Source organism: Burkholderia sp. Bp9099, from assembly GCF_003857805.1.
Taxonomy (GTDB): Bacteria; Pseudomonadota; Gammaproteobacteria; order Burkholderiales; family Burkholderiaceae; genus Burkholderia.
Genome location: NZ_QTPU01000011.1, coordinates 49,066 through 64,274 on the forward strand (window position 1 = coordinate 49,066; position 15,209 = coordinate 64,274).

Below are 15,209 nucleotides of genomic sequence, written 5' to 3' on the forward strand. Positions count from 1 at the left end.
AAAATAGCCATGGCAGTCAAGGCACGCCTCCTGAACGCCCTTCTCGCCACGCCCCCCTGCGGCGATCACTACGTGACGGCCGCGCTGCGCCCGTCGATGCTCGTCACGCTGTTCGAGGACGTGCGTCCGATGGCGCTGTCCGGCTTCGCCAGCGCGTTCGTCGCGGCGATCGCGCTGATCCGGCTGCAACAACTCTGGTGTTTCGTGTGGCTCGTCGTCGACGTCGGCCTGCTCGCCGCGCGGCTCGCGATCGCACGTGCGTATGCGGTACGTCGTGCCGCCGGCGACGATCGCGCCGAATACTGGGCCCGGCGCTATGCGCCCGTGTCGCTCGCCGCGTGCTTCGTGCTCGGCCTCGGCGTGATGGGCTGCGTGGATGCGCCCGACGTCGAGCTCGGCACGCTGGCCGTGATGGTCGCGGGCGGCGTGTTCGGCGGGATCGCGTCGCGCAATTCGGCGCTGCCGCGGCTCGCGATGACGCAGGTCACGCTCGGCGTCGTGCCGATCGGCGTCGGCGCGCTGCTGGTCCAGCGGCCCGGCGCATGGCTGCTGCTGCCGCCGCTCGTGATCTATCTCGCGGCGATGCGTACGGTCGTCGAACGCCATTACCGCGTGCTGGTCGCGCTGATCGCCGCACGCCAGCGCAACGCCGAGCTCGTCGCGCGCTTCGACGCCGCCCTCACCTACATGCCGCACGGCCTGTGCATGATCGACGGCGAAAGCCGCGTGATCGTCGCGAACCGCCGCACCGCGCAGCTGTTCGGTTCGCCGCGCGAGATCATGCTGGACACGCCGCTGCCCGACGTCGTCGCGGCGCTCGGCGCGAACGCGCGCACCGATCCCGACGGCGCCAGTCTCGCCGTGCAATGCGACCTCTGGCTGAACCATGACGAACCGGAGCCGCTCGACATCGCGCTCGCCGACGGCCGCCAGCTCGAACTCACGCGCCACCGCGTGCCGGACGGCAACGCGGTGATCATCGTCGAGGACGTCACCGCGCGCCGCCAGACCGAGCAGCATATCCGGCACCTCGCGCGGCACGACGCGCTGACGGGATTGCCGAACCGCCACGAGTTGCATGCGCAACTCAAACGGATGCTCGCGCACCGGCCGCACCTGCCGCACGTGCCGAGCCCCGCGCTCGCCGTCATGTATCTCGACCTCGACGGCTTCAAGGCGATCAACGACCGCTTCGGCCACCAGGCCGGTGACGAAGTGCTCATGCAGGTCGCCGAGCGGCTCGGCAAGACGCTGCCGCCCGGCGAACTGGCGGCGCGGGTCGGCGGCGACGAGTTCATCGTCGCGCTCGACGCAACCACCATGCAGGCGTGCTCGGTCCTCGCCGCGCGGATCATCCGGCAGATCTCGGCGCCGTACACGCTGTCGATCGGCGAGACCGTCGTCTTCGGAATCAGCATCGGCATCGCGCTCGACGACGGGCACGGCTCACCCGACGAACTGATCCGGCAGGCCGACAGCGCGCTGTACGACGCGAAGTCGGCCGGCAAGGGGATCTACCGCTTCTATTCGGCCGGAAGCAGCCGCGTGACGCCCGCGACCGCGAGCTGAGCGCGCGCTCGTTCCCGCCGGCGGCCGCCGCGCTGTCCGGCTTGCCCGTTCGCTTCCCGCGATTCATTCCGGAAACGCCTTGCGTGGTTCGACGCGTGCGCGCAGGTGTTCCGCCGCGGCCGCCCATGTCACGTGACGTGTTCCGTAACATCGGCGCGCGCCGCGCGTAGCGTTCGCTGCAGAAGCCCGCACGATCGCGACGGCGCGCGGCATTTGATGGCTGGCACTCTTATTGCTCCTTGACCGGGAAACAGGATGTCAGGGAGGCCACTCATGAATACCGTCGAAGTTCTCAGCCGCGCGGAAACGATCGATCAACTGGACGTGATCGACGGTGCCTCGCTGATCCGGCGGCTCGTTTCCGAGCGCCGCATGCCCGCGGCGCGTGAAGCCGCGTGCGTCGACAATCCGCCGCTGACGCTGTACGGCGCGTTTCGCCAGGGCGTCACCGACCATGCGGCGCGGCGCGCGAATCCGTATCGCGCCGGCAGCCGGTTCTGGACGCTGTGGGAAGAAGGCCGTATCGAGGCTGAAACATCGGGCCGCTGACGCGCTCGCGCGCCGGCCGCCGTCGCGGCAAGGGGCTGGCGCACCACGCGGCGTGCGCAGGCGGCCGGCCCGCACGCCGGCGTGCGTTTCAGCGCTGCAACATCGCGCGCGGCTGCTCCGGTTGCGCTTGCCGCGCGTTCGCGCACGGGCCGCCTGACGGCGCTCGACCTCGGCCGCACCGCGCGCCGCGCGGCGGTCGTTTCCCGATAAGATGGCGGATTCCCGTTCTCCGAACGATGTCGCCATGACCGCCTCCTCCTCACACCGAAATCCCATCCACTGCGAAATCGATCTCGATGCGCAAGGCAAGCATGCGGGCTATCTGCGCCTGCCGCATTCCGTGCATCGCTCCGCGTATGGCTGGCTGCCGATCCCGATCGCGTCGATCCGCAACGGCGACGGCCCGGTCGCGCTCGTGATGGCCGGCAACCACGGTGACGAATACGAAGGCCAGATCATCGTGTCGCAGCTGATGCGCGAGATCGACCCGGAGAGCGTCACCGGGCAGCTCATCCTGCTGCCGATGGCCAATTTCCCCGCGGCCGACGCGGGCCTGCGCGTGTCGCCGCTCGACGAAGGCAACCTGAACCGCAGCTTTCCCGGCAACCCGACCGGCACGCCGACGCAGATGATCGCCCACTACATCGAGCATGCGCTGCTGTCGCGCGCGCAGTATCTGGTCGACCTGCATTCGGGCGGCAGCTCGCTGCTGTACCAGGGCGGCAACATGCTCGCGATCGACCCGCTCGACGACGACGAAGCGGCGAAGCTCAACGGGCTGCTCGTCGCGTTCGGGTTGCCGAACGCGCTGCTGCACGCGCCGAACCCGGTGCATTCGGCCTCGGCCGCGCGCCGGCAGGGCGCGATCTCGATCGTGACCGAACTCGGCGGTGCGGGGATGGCCGATCCGTCGCTGATCCGGCTCGGCCGTCACGGGCTGCTGCACTATCTCGGCTACATCGGCCTGCTGCACGGCGCACTCGTGCCCGATGCGCCGCCGACCGTCACGCGCTTCCTGCGCGTCGACGGCGATCGCCACTTCGTCTACGCGTACGAACGCGGGCTGTACGAACCGCTCGTCGAACTCGGCGACCGGGTGAAGGCCGGCCAGCCGGCCGCGTGGGTGCACTTCCCCGATACGCCGCTGCGCGAACCGGTGCTGCACCGCTTCAAGGGCGACGGCGAAGTGGTGTGCAAGCGCGTGCCCGCGCAGGTGCAGCGCGGCGATTGCCTGTTTCAGCTGGCGGAGGCGTCGACGCCGCCGCGGGTCATCGGGTAATGTGCGTGATCGAGTCGTCGAGGAGATCACGAACATGAAATGTCCCGCCTGCGGTGAAGCCGAACTGATTCGCGACACACGCGATATTCCGTATGCGTTTCAGCGTGTGTCCACGGTCGTTCGAGGTATAACGGGCGACTTCTGCCCGGCATGCGGCGAAGCGGTGCTCGATATCGAAAATGCCAGTCGTCTCGGTGATGCGATGACACGGTTCGCCACACAATTCGACGGGCGGGCGAACTAGACGCACGTCGTGGTTCGATGGGATGAGGGTCGCTGCGTAGATGGCGTGTCATGACCGGTATCGCCCCGGAGCGGTCGATCGCTTGCATTGGATCCGAAGTTCAGAGTTTGAACTAGCCCAGGCATTTCTTGGGAAAGTCGCGAGCCAATGCAAATGCGCCTCCCCCTGACACGAAAGGCCACAGTACGACAAGGCAGGGAAGTGTCGCCTTCGCGTCCGTCGATCCAATACTTCAGTTGCCACTTGCGTTTTTCGAGGGTGGTTCCGACAGAAAGGTAGCGTTGAAATGAATGGTCGACAACCGGTCCCGGTTGAAGCCGTTGCTCACAAATCCGCCAGATTCGCGCGGGCACGAATCGCAGCATGGACGTTCAGTCATGGATTTCGAGATCTAGCTCTCGAGCCCGCGCGAAAAACGTTTCAATGGCGAAACGCGCCGACGACGGGCCCATCGTCAGCGCGCTGTGCTTGACCACCGATTGGCGTCGAATTGAATTCGATCGAGAATTGCGCACCCGGATCCCGGACTTCGAAAGTAGGTGATTTCGCCAACATACATGTTTGGGAAAATGGCACATAACTTGTAAAACTGACCGCAGGAAATCCACAGTCACTGCGACTGCAATTGATCTGAAGTATTCACTGGTACGGGCACCTAAAATGATTCGAAGAATCTTGCTCTGTAGCTGGATATGTCTCGCATTCCATGCTGTCGGGTGCCCCGCGGGGACGACGGACCCCGACGCAGCGCAGAGGCTCGCCCTGCTTAGAGACGGCCGATTTGCCGAGTTGGATCATGCAATGACCGCCCTTCAGCAAGCATTTGAGCATGGCTCAATCAGCGACGACCAATTAGTCGCGGCATTCCGTTCCCTTTACCTCGCCGACCCCGACCTTGAACCAAAATTCGACCAATGGGTTGCGCGGTTTCCACAGTCATATGCGGCATTGCTAGCGCGAGGAATGTACTACGAGGCAATGGGATGGGTCAGGCGCGGCAACGCATATGCGAGGAGCACCAGCGAGCAACAGTTCGCGGGAATGAGAGCCTATCACAGCATGGCTCTCCGCGATCTATCGAAGTCGACTGGATTGACTGCGAAGCCCACCATGTCATACATGGAAGAGATCGAGATCTGGAAGGCCCTTTCTGGTACGAACAAGGAAAGTCGCGAATTGCTCGACCAGTCCATCAAAAAGGACCCGGGGAACATAGTGGTCAGGCGCACCTATCTCGTTTCGATACAGACAAGATGGGGCGGGAGCCCCAAACGCATGGCGGCCTTCGTCGACGAGTGTCGGCGGTTCCCGGTACCGGCAACGGCGCTACGAGAGTTCGAAGCGATGGTCATTGCAGATAAAGGCTGGGTCATGTACCGCGACAGTGATGATCCCGGTGCAGAAAAGGCTTACGCCCAGGCGCTCGCGTTGATGCCGAACGACCGGGACATGCTGACGCAAATGAGCAACGTACTCATCCGCGAGCACAAGTACGAGCAAGCAATTGAACCTTTGTCGAAGCTGATCAACCTGAACCCGAACAATAGTTACGCTCTTTCAAAAAGGGGGGCGATTTATCAAGGCATGAAACAATCCGAACGAGCGGTTAAAGACTACGAAAAGGCCGCCGAGCTGGGCGATGATTTCTCTGAAAATGAACTGGGCAAATTCTATTGGTTCGGAATTTCAGTACCCCGTGACAAGGAGCGTGCGATCAAGTTGTTTCGCCGCGCCGCAGAACAAGGTAATAAAGATGCCGAAAAGAATCTTGCGTGGGCGTTGCAGGGATAGCGAAGCGATGCTCACGCGGAGGCAGTCACACGCCGAGAGCGACACCGGATCCCGAGCATTTGTCGGCAACATCGGACGGCGCGAAGTCGCGCGATCGACTGATTCAGGTTCGCGTTCCGAGTCGGTATGGCGTTCGAGCCCAACTGAGCGCTCAGGCGAATGACCGGAAGTGGGCCGCTTCCCGCCAAACCTGATCGCCCCCAAATCGGCAATACCGATAGAACATCGAGCAATAACAGCGTGCAAACCCACGGCATTCATATGTATTGCACACACATCCAACTGGCTCGGCTCCGCACTACTCTCGATCGCCTCCCCCACCCCACTCCCCCTGCAAGCCTTCTGACGCTCCCCGAGAAATCCTTATCGAAATTGCTTCGTTCGCCTTTGCCGGCCGCGCCGCTAACGTGTTCGAAACGGCGGCGGCACGCCGGATGCAGCGCAGGAAGCACCGCGGCCGCCGTCATCACGACAACCGCGTCGCGATAACGGAACAGACCGGCCGGGCGATGTGCCCCGCCCCCGCCAGGAACGTCCGCATCGCGCGCCCTTCGCGATGCCCATGGCCACGAACGACCGCATCATCGACACGACGCCGCTCGACGTCCGCGCCCAGCCGTTGATCGACGCGCTGATCGACGAATACGCGACGCGCTACGACGCGTACCGCCCCGACAGCCGCGCGTCCGCACGCGACGAACTCGCGCGCTACCCGGCCGAGCTGTTCGCGCCGCCCGAAGGCGCGTTCGTGCTGCTGCTGCGCGACGGCGAGACGATCGGCGGCGGCGCATTCAAGCGCTACGACGCGCAGACCGCCGAACTCAAACGCATCTGGACCCGCGCGGACCTGCGCCGCCAGGGGCTCGCGCGCCTGATCGTCGACGCGCTCGAACTGCGCGCCGCGCAGCAGGGCTATCGGCGCGTGTACCTGACCACCGGCTTTCGCCAGCCCGAAGCGTGGGCGCTGTACGACCGCACCGGCTATACGCGGCTGTTCGACTCGTCGATCGACCCCGAAGCGTATTTCCACCTGCGCTTCGGCAAGGATCTCGCCGATCCGTCGCGCACGTCGACCCTCGCGGACCTGTGGGCGCCGCTGCCCGAAGCGGTGCTGCCGCGCTGAACGCGTCGCGTCATCCGATTCCGCTCCCTCGCTCCCGACGACAACACAACAAGGACGCATCCATGCAACGAGCCGTACCCTTCACGCCGCGTGCGCTCCGCACGCTGGCCGCCGCGCTGATCGGCGTGACCGCGATCGCCGCGGCCGCCGCGACCTTCGACCTGAGCCCCGAGCAGCGCGGCCGCCCGCGCGGCACGGCCGATGCGGCCGTCGAGCGCGCGGTGCCCGCGTCGTTCAAGTTCGCCGAAGCCGGCACGCTGACCATCGGCGTCGCGCCGAGCCTGCCGCCGATCAGCACGTATGCGACCGACGCGCGCACGGTGGTCGGCTTCGACGCGGACGTCGGCCAGCTGGTGTCCGACAGCCTCGGCCGCAAGCTGAAGATCGTCCCGCTCGCGTGGGCCGACTGGCCGCTCGCGCTCGAATCGGGGAAAGTCGACGCCGTGATCTCGAACGTCACCGTCACCGAGGAGCGCAAGCAGAAATTCGATTTCTCGACCTACCGCAAGGACCAGGTCGGCTTCTACGTGCGCAACGACAGCAAGATCCAGTCGATCCGCGAGCCGAAGGACGTCGCGGGGCTGCGCATCGTGACCGACGCCGGCACCAACCAGGAAAAGATCCTGCTCGCGTGGGACCGCGAGAACGTCGCGCACGGCCTGAAACCGGTGCAGGTGCAGTACTACGACGACCAGGCGATGCGGATCGTCGCCGTGCAGTCGGGCCGCGCCGATGCCGTGTTCAGCGTGAACTCGGTGCTCGCGTACCAGAGCGCGCAGCAGGGCAAGACACGGCTCGTCGGCGCGATCAGCGGCGGCTGGCCGCGCACGGCCGACATCGCGATCGCGACGCGCCGCGGCAGCGGGCTCGCCGATCCGCTGACGGTCGCGCTGAACGGGTTGATCAAGAACGGCCGCTATCAGCAGATCCTCGACCGCTGGAACCTCGCGTCCGAAGCGATCGACCAGTCGCGCACGAATCCGCCGGGTTTGCCGAAGAGCTGAGCGCCGCCCCTTCACGCCTTCGCAGGAACGCCGATCACCATGTCTTATTCGCTTTCATTGCTGGACAAGAGTCCGATCGCCGACGGCGCGACCGCCGCCGACGCGCTGCGCTTCACGACGACCCTCGCGCAGCGCGCCGAACAGCTCGGTTACGAGCGCTTCTGGGTCGCCGAGCATCACGGCGCGCCCGGCTTCGCGAGCTCCGCGCCCGAGATCGTCGTCGCGCACCTGCTCGCGCACACGTCGCGCATTCGCGTCGGCTCGGGCGGCGTGATGCTGCAGCACTACAGCCCGTTCAAGGTCGCCGAAACCTTCAAGCTGCTCGCCGCGCTCGGGCCGGGCCGCGTCGATCTCGGCGTCGGCAAGGCGCCCGGCGGGCTGCCGCTGACCACGCGCGCGCTGCAGTGGTTTCACGACAAGGCGAAAAAGCCGGGCTTCGCGGGCCAGCTCGCCGAACTCGATGCGTTCCTGGGCTGGGGCGTCGCCGAAGATCATCCGCTCGCCGGCGCGGTCGCGATGCCGGTGCCGCCGCACGCGCCGGAGCGCATCCTGCTCGGCGGCTCGCCCGACAGCGGTGCGCTCGCCGCCCGACACGGCTGGCGCTTCTGCTACGCGGGGCACTTCAACGGCGACGACGCGAACCTCGAACGCTCGCTGGCCGCCTACCGCGACGCAGGCGGCACGCGAGCGCTCGTCGCGCTGTACGCGGTCGCCGCACCGACCCGCGAGGAGGCCGAGCGACTGATCGGGCCGCTGAAGATCTTCAAGCTGCAGTTCGCCGGCGGCCAGAGCTTCAACCTGCCGAGCGCGCAGGCCGCGGCCGAATTCGCGCGGCAAAGCGGCGCGTCCGACTACCGGATCGACGAGTTGCGCCCGACCGTGCTGGCCGATACGCCCGAGCGCATCCACCGCGCGCTCGACGCGCTGAGCCGGCGGCTCGACGTCGACGCGTTCGTGATCGACTCGCCGGTGACCGATTACGCGGCACGGCTCGCGTCGGCCGAATGGCTCGGCGGCGCGCAGTCGATCACCCCCGTGCAGGCGGCCCTCGCGGCCGACCGCTCCCTTCGCTCCCTTTCCCCCGACCAGAACGCGTGACGCGCCCATGACGACCCGACGATCGATTCCCTTCGGCCTGATGCTGCAAGGCGCAGGCAGCCACATGAACGCATGGCGGCACCCGAGCAACCCGCCGGACGCGAGCATCAACCTCGACTTCGCGATCGGCATCGCGCGCAAGGCGGAAGCCGCCGGCATCGCGTTCGCGTTCGTCGCGGACGGCCTCTACATCAACGAGAAGTCGATCCCGCACTTCCTGAACCGCTTCGAGCCGCTCACCGTGCTGTCGGCGCTCGCGGTCGCGACGAAGAAGATCGGCCTCGCGGGCACGATCTCGACGTCGTACAGCGAGCCGTTCACGGTCGCACGCCAGCTCGCGTCGCTCGACACGATCAGCGGCGGGCGCGCGGGCTGGAACGTCGTGACGACGCCGCTCGAAGGCACCGCGAAGAATTTCGGCAAGGCGCATCCCGATCACGAACTGCGCTACGAGATCGCCGACGAATACCTCGAGGTCGTGCAGGGGCTGTGGGATAGCTGGGACGACGACGCGTTCGTGCGCGATCGCGCGACCGGTCGCTTCTTCGATCGCGACAAGCTCCACACGCTCGATCACCACGGCCGCTTCTTCCAGGTCGCCGGCCCGCTGAACATCCAGCGCTCGCCGCAGGGGCAGCCGGTGATCTTCCAGGCCGGCTCGTCCGACACCGGCATCGGGCTCGCGGGCAAGTACGCGGACGCCGTGTTCACGCACTCGCCGTCGCTCGACGAAACGGCCGCGTTCACACGGCGCGTGAAGCAAAGCGCGGTCGAGCACGGGCGGCAGCCCGGCGACGTGAAGATCTTCCCGGGCATCGGGCCGATCGTCGGCCGCACGGCCGCCGAGGCGGAAGACAAATACCAGGCGATCCGCGACCTGCTGACGATCGACGAAGCGCTCGCGTATCTCGGCCGCTATTTCGATCACCACGATTTCACGCAGTACGCGCTCGATGCGCCGTTCCCCGAGCTCGGCGACATCGGCCGCAACAGCTTCCGCTCGACCACCGACCGGATCAAGGCCGATGCGAAGCGCAAGCACCTCACGCTGCGCGAGACGGCGCTCGCCGTCGCGACGCCGCGCCCGAACTTCATCGGCACGGCCGAGCACGTCGCCGACGAGCTGATCCGCTGGCACGACGCCGGTGCCGGCGACGGCTTCATCCTCGGCTTCCCGGTACAGGCGCAGGGCGTCGACGACTTCATCGACCTCGTGATTCCGGTACTCGAGGCGCGCGGCCGTTATAGCCGCGACCTGCCGGGCAGCACGCTGCGCGACCACCTCGGCCTGCCGCGCAAGGCGAGCCGCCATGCGGCGCCCGGCGCGGTGCAGCAACAGGACGACGCGGCCGAAGCGCACGCATGACGCCGACGCGCCGCCTCGCGCGGCGCTTCCGGCCAACTCGATCGAGGACCCTCACCGACATGAGCGACACGACCCATCTCGGCGGCGCAGTGCCGCCGCTCTCCCCCTCCCGCGCCCGCGACACCGGCACGCACCTGCGGATCGTGCCGGCCCGGCACCGGTCGCGCACCGTCGGCACCGTGCTCGCGCTCGTGCTGATCGCACTCGTGCTGTATTCGATCCTCGGCAACCCGCAATGGGGCTGGCCGGTGTTCGCGGAGTGGTTCCTGTCGCCGCCGGTGCTGTCCGGGCTCGCGCGCACGCTGGTGCTGACGCTGCTCGGCGCGGTGTTCGGCTTCGCGCTCGGCGGGTTCGTCGCGCTGGCGCGGCTGTCGCGCTCGCGTCTGCTCGCGGCGAGCGCATGGACCTTCGTGTGGCTGTTCCGGTCGATTCCACTGATCGTGCTGCTGCTGATCCTCAACAACCTCGGCTACCTGTACGAACACGTGCGGCTCGGCGTGCCGTTCACCGACATCGTGTGGTTCGACACACCGACCACCGACCTGATCAGCCCGTTCCTCGCGGCCGTGCTCGGCCTCTCGCTGAACCACGCGGCGTTTTCCGCGGAAGTGATTCGCGGCGGCATTCTCGCGGTCGACCAGGGGCAGCTCGAAGCGGCCGCCGCGCTCGGCCTGCCGCGCGGCCGCCAGACCACGCGGATCGTGTTGCCGCAGGCGATGCGCGCGATCCTGCCGACCGCGTTCAACGACCTGATCTCGCTCGCGAAAGGCACGTCGATGGTCTACGTGCTCGCGATGCCCGAGCTGTTCTACACGGTGCAGGTGATCTATCGCCGCAATCTCGAAGTGATTCCGCTGCTGATGGTCGCGACCGTCTGGTACCTGATCATCCTGACCGTGCTGTCCGCGATCCAGGTGCAGGTCGAGCGCCACTATGCGCGCGGCGCGCTGCGCAACCCGCCGCCGTCGGCGCTGACGTTCGTGCTGGCGCGCGTCAGTGCGCTGTGGCGGCATGCGGCGGCGCGCAACGCAACGGCAACCGGCGCGGCGGCTCACGATGACGCCGCGGCCGCTCCGGTGCCGCGCACCGGCGGCGAAGTCGCCGTGCACAACGTATCGAAGCAGTTCGGCATGCAGCGCGTGCTCGACAACGTGTCGTTCGTCGCACCGCGCGGCAGCGTGACGGTGATCGTCGGGCCGTCCGGTTCGGGCAAGTCGACACTGCTGCGCACCATCAACCATCTCGAGCGCGTCGACGACGGCTTCATCGACATCGACGGCGAGCTGATCGGCTATCGGCGCGACGGCGACGTGCTGCACGAGTTGAAGGAGCGCGACGTGCTGAAGCGCCGCACGGCGGTCGGCATGGTGTTCCAGAACTTCAACCTGTTTCCGCACCTGACGGTGCTCGAGAACCTGATCGAGGCGCCGGTCGCCGTCGGCGGCGTCACGCGCGAGGCCGCCGAACGCACCGCGCGCACGCTGCTCGCGCGCGTCGGCCTCGCCGATAAAGCCGATGCGTACCCGCGCCAGCTGTCCGGCGGCCAGCAGCAGCGCGTCGCGATCGCGCGGGCGCTCGCGTTGCGCCCGAAGGTGCTGCTGTTCGACGAGCCGACGTCGGCGCTCGATCCCGAACTGGTCAACGAAGTGCTCGACGTGATCAAGGAGCTCGCACGCTCGGGCACCACGCTCGTGATCGTCACGCACGAGATCGGCTTCGCGCGCGAAGTCGCGGACAACGTGCTGTTCATGGAGCGGGGCCGCATCGTCGAGTCGGGGCCGCCCGCCGTCGTGCTCGACGCGCCGGCCCATCCGCGCACACGCGCGTTCCTGTCACGGGTGCTCTGATGCACGCCGCTCACGACCTGCGAGGCAACCGACGATGATCGACCGACGCCAGTTCATCACCGCCACGCTGGCGGCCGCCGCCGGCCTCCGGTGGCACGCGGCCGAGGCCGCCGCCGCGACGGCGGACCTCGATCCGCGCCAGGCCGGCCGGATCCGCGCAGCGCGCGACGATGCGGCGATTCGCGCGGCAAGCAACTACCGCTGGGTACGCGACGGGGCCTTCACGGTCGCGATCTCGCCGCACGCGCCACCGGTATCGACCTATGCGACCGACGCACGCACCGTGGTCGGCGCCGATCCCGACTATGCGCAGCTCGTCGCCGACGCGCTCGGCCGCACGCTGGTGCTGGTGCCGATCGCATGGGCCGACTGGCCGCTCGGGCTCACGTCGGGCAAGTACGACGCGGTGATCTCGAACGTCGGCGTGACCGAGAAGCGCAAGGAGAAATACGACTTCACGACCTACCGGCTCGGGCTGCACGGCTTCTACGTGCGCACCGCGAGCCCGATCGCGAAGATCGCCGAACCGAAGGACGTCGCCGGCCTGCGCGTCATCACGGGCGCGGGGACGAGCCAGGAGCGCATCCTGCTCGAGTGGAGCCGGCGCAACGTCGCGCAAGGGCTGAAGCCGACCGAACTGCTCTATTTCGACGACGATGCGGCGGCACGCGTCGCGCTGCTGTCGGGCCGCGCCGATGCCGAGCTGAATCCGAACGCGTCGCTCGCGTACGAAGCCGCGCGCGACGGCAAGATCCGGCGGGTCGGCGTCGTCAACGCGGGCTGGCCCGCGAACGCGGACGTCGCGATCGCGACGCGCCGCGGCAGCGGGCTCGCGCCGGCGCTGACGCTCGCGACGAACGCGCTGATCGACAACGGCCGCTACGGGCAGGCGCTGGCGCGCTGGGGGTTGCAGAGCGAGGCGGTCGCGCGCGCGGAGACGAATCCGCCGGGATTGCCGTCGTTTTGATTCGATGTGTCGATGTGTCGATGTGCCGACGCGTCGTTGCGTCGGCACAGCGAGCTGCGCATCGGTCGCGCAGCAAATGAAATCGCCCCGGCATCCCTTAAAGAAGATGCCGGGGCGAATCGACGTGGGCGGGCCGTCGTTTCCTACGCCGTCAGCGCCGCGCGATCGCGATGGTGGTCGAGTTCCGCGATGTGCGCGTGGATCGCAGGAATCAGCTTGCGTCCGTAATCCAGCGCATCGTCGAGCGGATCGAAACCGCGAATCAGGAACGTCGATACGCCGAGCGTGTAATACGCACCGAGCGCACGCGCGACCTGTTCCGGCGTGCCGACGAGCGCGGTCGAATTCCAGCGCGCGCCGGTCAGGTTCGCGACGCCCATCCACAACCGCTCGTCGAGCACGTCGCCCTGAGCGGCCGCGGCCATCAGGCGTTGCGACCCTGCGTTCTGCGGCGCATGGCCGTCGATCGGCTGGCCGTTCGCGAGCCGCGCCGCGCGCACGCGCGCGCGGATCGCCTCGGCCTTCTCCCACGCGGCGGCTTCGGTGTCCGCGACGATCGGCCGAAACGACACGCTGATGCGCGGCGCGCGTCCGAACGGCACTGCCGCGGCCCGCACGCGCGCGATCTGCTCGCGCACGGCCGCGAGCGGCTCGCCCCACGTCATGTAGACATCCGCGTGCTGCCCGGCCACGGCCAGCGCGGCCGGCGACGAACCGCCGAAATAGATCGGCACGTGCGGCTGCTGCGCGCCTTTCACGACCGGCGACGCACCATGCAGCCGATAGAACTCGCCGTCGTGATCGACCGGCGTGTCGGCCAGCCAGATGCGTTTCAGCACGTCGAGATATTCGCCGGTGCGGCGGTAGCGCGCGTCGTGCGGCACGAAATCGCCGTCGCGCTGAAGATCGGCATCGTCGCCGCCCGACACGACGTTCAATGCGAGCCGGCCGCCGCTGAACACGTCGAGCGTCGCGATCTGCCGCGCGGCGGCCGATGGCACGATCACGCCCGGCCGGTGCGCGAGCAGGATGCGAATATGTTCGGTCGCGGCGGCCGCGAACGACGCGACGATGAAGCCGTCCGCCGCGTTGCTGAAATGGCCGACCAGGATCTGGTCGAAGCCGGCGGCTTCGTGCGCCTGCGCGAAGCGCCGCACGTAGTCGGGCTGGACGGCGGCCCCGCCCGGTACGTCGACCTCCGCGCCGGGCGTCGCGGTGATCATGCCGATGATGTCGACGGGCATGTCGATGGTCCTTCTTGTCGTCGATCGGAAATGGCTGCGTGCTGCAGCACGCTCACTGCGCGGCGGCCGTCTTCTGCGCGGGCGCCGCGAACGCGCCCGCATACGAGCGGTCGAGCAGCTTCGCCGTGTCGTACGCGACCGGAATCACGCCGGCCTTGTGCAGGAAGTCGGCGGTGTTCTGCGCATCCTTCGCGGCCGTGTCGTCGACCGGGCCCACGCGCTGGTGCGCGTTGTTGAGCCAGCGGTACGCGACGTCCGGCTCCAGCTTCGCGCGCTTCGCCCACAGGTCCGCGTACTCGCGCGGATGACTGTCGACCCACTGGCGTGCCGCCACCACGCGCTTCAGGAAATCGGTGATCTCCGCGCGCCTGGCCGTGGCCGCCTGCTCGTTCGCGGCGACGAAGCTGAGCGCGGGCATCAGGCCCTGCGCGGTCGTCACGGGACGGGCGCCCTGCCGCAGCGCGAGCGTGCTGACGAACGGCTCCCACAGCGACACGGCGTCGACCGAGCCGTTCGCGAGCGCGTTGGTCGCATCGATCGGCATCAGGTACGCGTACTTGACGGAATCCGCGCGCAGGCCATCGTGTTCGAGCGCGCGCAGCACGAGCTGCTGGCTCCACGCACCGCGCCAGACCGCAATCGTCTTGCCCTGCAGGTCGGCGACGGTGCGCACCGGCGAGTTCTTCGGCACGAGGATCGCGACGCCGTCGAGGCTCTGCCGCGACACCGCGACGACTTTCACCGGCGCGCCGCGCGCGGCCAGCGTGAGCAGCGCGGAATCGCCGAGGAAGCCGACGTCGATCGCGTTGCCGTTCAGGCTTTCGGCGACGGGCGCGGCAGCCTGGAAGTGCTTCCACTCGATCGTATAAGGCAGGTCCTTCAACACGCCGGACGCCTCCATCGATGCCTGGATGTTGAAGTAGTTCTGTTCACCGACGCGCAGCGTGACGGTGTCTTTCGCGATGCCCGGCTGCGCGGCGAGCGCGAGCAGCAGCGCCGTGACGATTCGGCTCAACAACGTGATCTCCCCGGAGGTTGGCGGGCGGCCGCGCGACGGCGTCGCCCCTGGGTCCGCCTGGCGCGACGGCTGGCGGACGGGATGGAACTGGTGAAGATACGGCGATCCGC

At 67.7% G+C, this 15,209-nt stretch carries 13 protein-coding genes; 11 read left to right on the top strand and 2 right to left on the bottom strand.

Annotation, left to right across the window (positions count from 1 at the left end):
- The first annotated feature begins 9 nt into the window (after positions 1-9).
- The 11 genes from DIE17_RS14235 (at position 10) to DIE17_RS14285 (ending at position 12,837) form a co-directional block, all read left to right on the top strand.
- A complete protein-coding gene (locus DIE17_RS14235; RefSeq protein WP_124921064.1) occupies positions 10-1,569 on the top strand; it encodes a sensor domain-containing diguanylate cyclase in 1,560 nt (519 codons plus the stop codon).
- Positions 1,570-1,842: 273 nt separating this feature from the next.
- Positions 1,843-2,118, top strand: a complete 276-nt coding sequence (locus DIE17_RS14240; protein WP_124519402.1) for a hypothetical protein — start codon at positions 1,843-1,845, stop codon at positions 2,116-2,118.
- Between the two features lie 244 nt (positions 2,119-2,362).
- A complete protein-coding gene (locus DIE17_RS14245) occupies positions 2,363-3,397 on the top strand; it encodes a succinylglutamate desuccinylase/aspartoacylase family protein (RefSeq protein ID WP_124921065.1) in 1,035 nt (344 codons plus the stop codon).
- A 34-nt stretch (positions 3,398-3,431) separates the two neighbouring features.
- Positions 3,432-3,641 (top strand): type II toxin-antitoxin system MqsA family antitoxin, encoded by a 210-nt coding sequence (locus DIE17_RS14250; RefSeq protein ID WP_124484748.1) that lies wholly within the window; start codon positions 3,432-3,434, stop codon positions 3,639-3,641.
- A 660-nt stretch (positions 3,642-4,301) separates the two neighbouring features.
- Complete coding sequence (locus tag DIE17_RS14255; protein ID WP_124921066.1) at positions 4,302-5,432, top strand: DUF4034 domain-containing protein; 1,131 nt, start codon at positions 4,302-4,304, stop codon at positions 5,430-5,432.
- Between the two features lie 562 nt (positions 5,433-5,994).
- Positions 5,995-6,555 carry a GNAT family N-acetyltransferase gene (locus tag DIE17_RS14260; RefSeq protein ID WP_124484744.1) on the top strand — a complete coding sequence of 187 codons (561 nt, stop codon included), beginning with the start codon at positions 5,995-5,997 and terminating at the stop codon, positions 6,553-6,555.
- A gap of 62 nt (positions 6,556-6,617) precedes the next feature.
- A complete protein-coding gene (locus tag DIE17_RS14265) occupies positions 6,618-7,559 on the top strand; it encodes an ABC transporter substrate-binding protein (protein ID WP_185735378.1) in 942 nt (313 codons plus the stop codon).
- Between the two features lie 39 nt (positions 7,560-7,598).
- Complete coding sequence (locus DIE17_RS14270) at positions 7,599-8,657, top strand: LLM class flavin-dependent oxidoreductase (protein ID WP_124666819.1); 1,059 nt, start codon at positions 7,599-7,601, stop codon at positions 8,655-8,657.
- A 7-nt stretch (positions 8,658-8,664) separates the two neighbouring features.
- Positions 8,665-10,023 carry an LLM class flavin-dependent oxidoreductase gene (locus DIE17_RS14275; protein ID WP_124519393.1) on the top strand — a complete coding sequence of 453 codons (1,359 nt, stop codon included), beginning with the start codon at positions 8,665-8,667 and terminating at the stop codon, positions 10,021-10,023.
- Positions 10,024-10,082: 59 nt separating this feature from the next.
- Positions 10,083-11,870 (top strand): amino acid ABC transporter permease/ATP-binding protein, encoded by a 1,788-nt coding sequence (locus tag DIE17_RS38320; RefSeq protein WP_124522903.1) that lies wholly within the window; start codon positions 10,083-10,085, stop codon positions 11,868-11,870.
- A gap of 34 nt (positions 11,871-11,904) precedes the next feature.
- Positions 11,905-12,837: an ABC transporter substrate-binding protein gene (locus DIE17_RS14285; RefSeq protein WP_124570837.1), complete on the top strand. Its 933-nt coding sequence runs from the start codon at positions 11,905-11,907 to the stop codon at positions 12,835-12,837.
- A 143-nt stretch (positions 12,838-12,980) separates the two neighbouring features.
- Here the strand turns inward: DIE17_RS14285 and DIE17_RS14290 are convergent, their stop codons facing one another.
- Positions 12,981-14,081, bottom strand: a complete 1,101-nt coding sequence (locus DIE17_RS14290) for an LLM class flavin-dependent oxidoreductase (RefSeq protein ID WP_124666818.1) — start codon at positions 14,079-14,081, stop codon at positions 12,981-12,983.
- Between the two features lie 52 nt (positions 14,082-14,133).
- Positions 14,134-15,099 carry an ABC transporter substrate-binding protein gene (locus tag DIE17_RS14295; RefSeq protein ID WP_044844585.1) on the bottom strand — a complete coding sequence of 322 codons (966 nt, stop codon included), beginning with the start codon at positions 15,097-15,099 and terminating at the stop codon, positions 14,134-14,136.
- Positions 15,100-15,209 lie beyond the last annotated feature (110 nt).

Bases quoted from the DNA above. Each gene is read 5' to 3' on its own strand.
- DIE17_RS14235 (WP_124921064.1), top strand. From the start codon at position 10: ATGGCAGTCAAGGCACGCCTCCTGAACGCCCTTCTCGCCACGCCCCCC.
- DIE17_RS14240 (WP_124519402.1), top strand. From the start codon at position 1,843: ATGAATACCGTCGAAGTTCTCAGCCGCGCGGAAACGATCGATCAACTG.
- DIE17_RS14245 (WP_124921065.1), top strand. From the start codon at position 2,363: ATGACCGCCTCCTCCTCACACCGAAATCCCATCCACTGCGAAATCGAT.
- DIE17_RS14250 (WP_124484748.1), top strand. From the start codon at position 3,432: ATGAAATGTCCCGCCTGCGGTGAAGCCGAACTGATTCGCGACACACGC.
- DIE17_RS14255 (WP_124921066.1), top strand. From the start codon at position 4,302: ATGATTCGAAGAATCTTGCTCTGTAGCTGGATATGTCTCGCATTCCAT.
- DIE17_RS14260 (WP_124484744.1), top strand. From the start codon at position 5,995: ATGGCCACGAACGACCGCATCATCGACACGACGCCGCTCGACGTCCGC.
- DIE17_RS14265 (WP_185735378.1), top strand. From the start codon at position 6,618: ATGCAACGAGCCGTACCCTTCACGCCGCGTGCGCTCCGCACGCTGGCC.
- DIE17_RS14270 (WP_124666819.1), top strand. From the start codon at position 7,599: ATGTCTTATTCGCTTTCATTGCTGGACAAGAGTCCGATCGCCGACGGC.
- DIE17_RS14275 (WP_124519393.1), top strand. From the start codon at position 8,665: ATGACGACCCGACGATCGATTCCCTTCGGCCTGATGCTGCAAGGCGCA.
- DIE17_RS38320 (WP_124522903.1), top strand. From the start codon at position 10,083: ATGAGCGACACGACCCATCTCGGCGGCGCAGTGCCGCCGCTCTCCCCC.
- DIE17_RS14285 (WP_124570837.1), top strand. From the start codon at position 11,905: ATGATCGACCGACGCCAGTTCATCACCGCCACGCTGGCGGCCGCCGCC.
- DIE17_RS14290 (WP_124666818.1), bottom strand. From the start codon at position 14,081: ATGCCCGTCGACATCATCGGCATGATCACCGCGACGCCCGGCGCGGAG.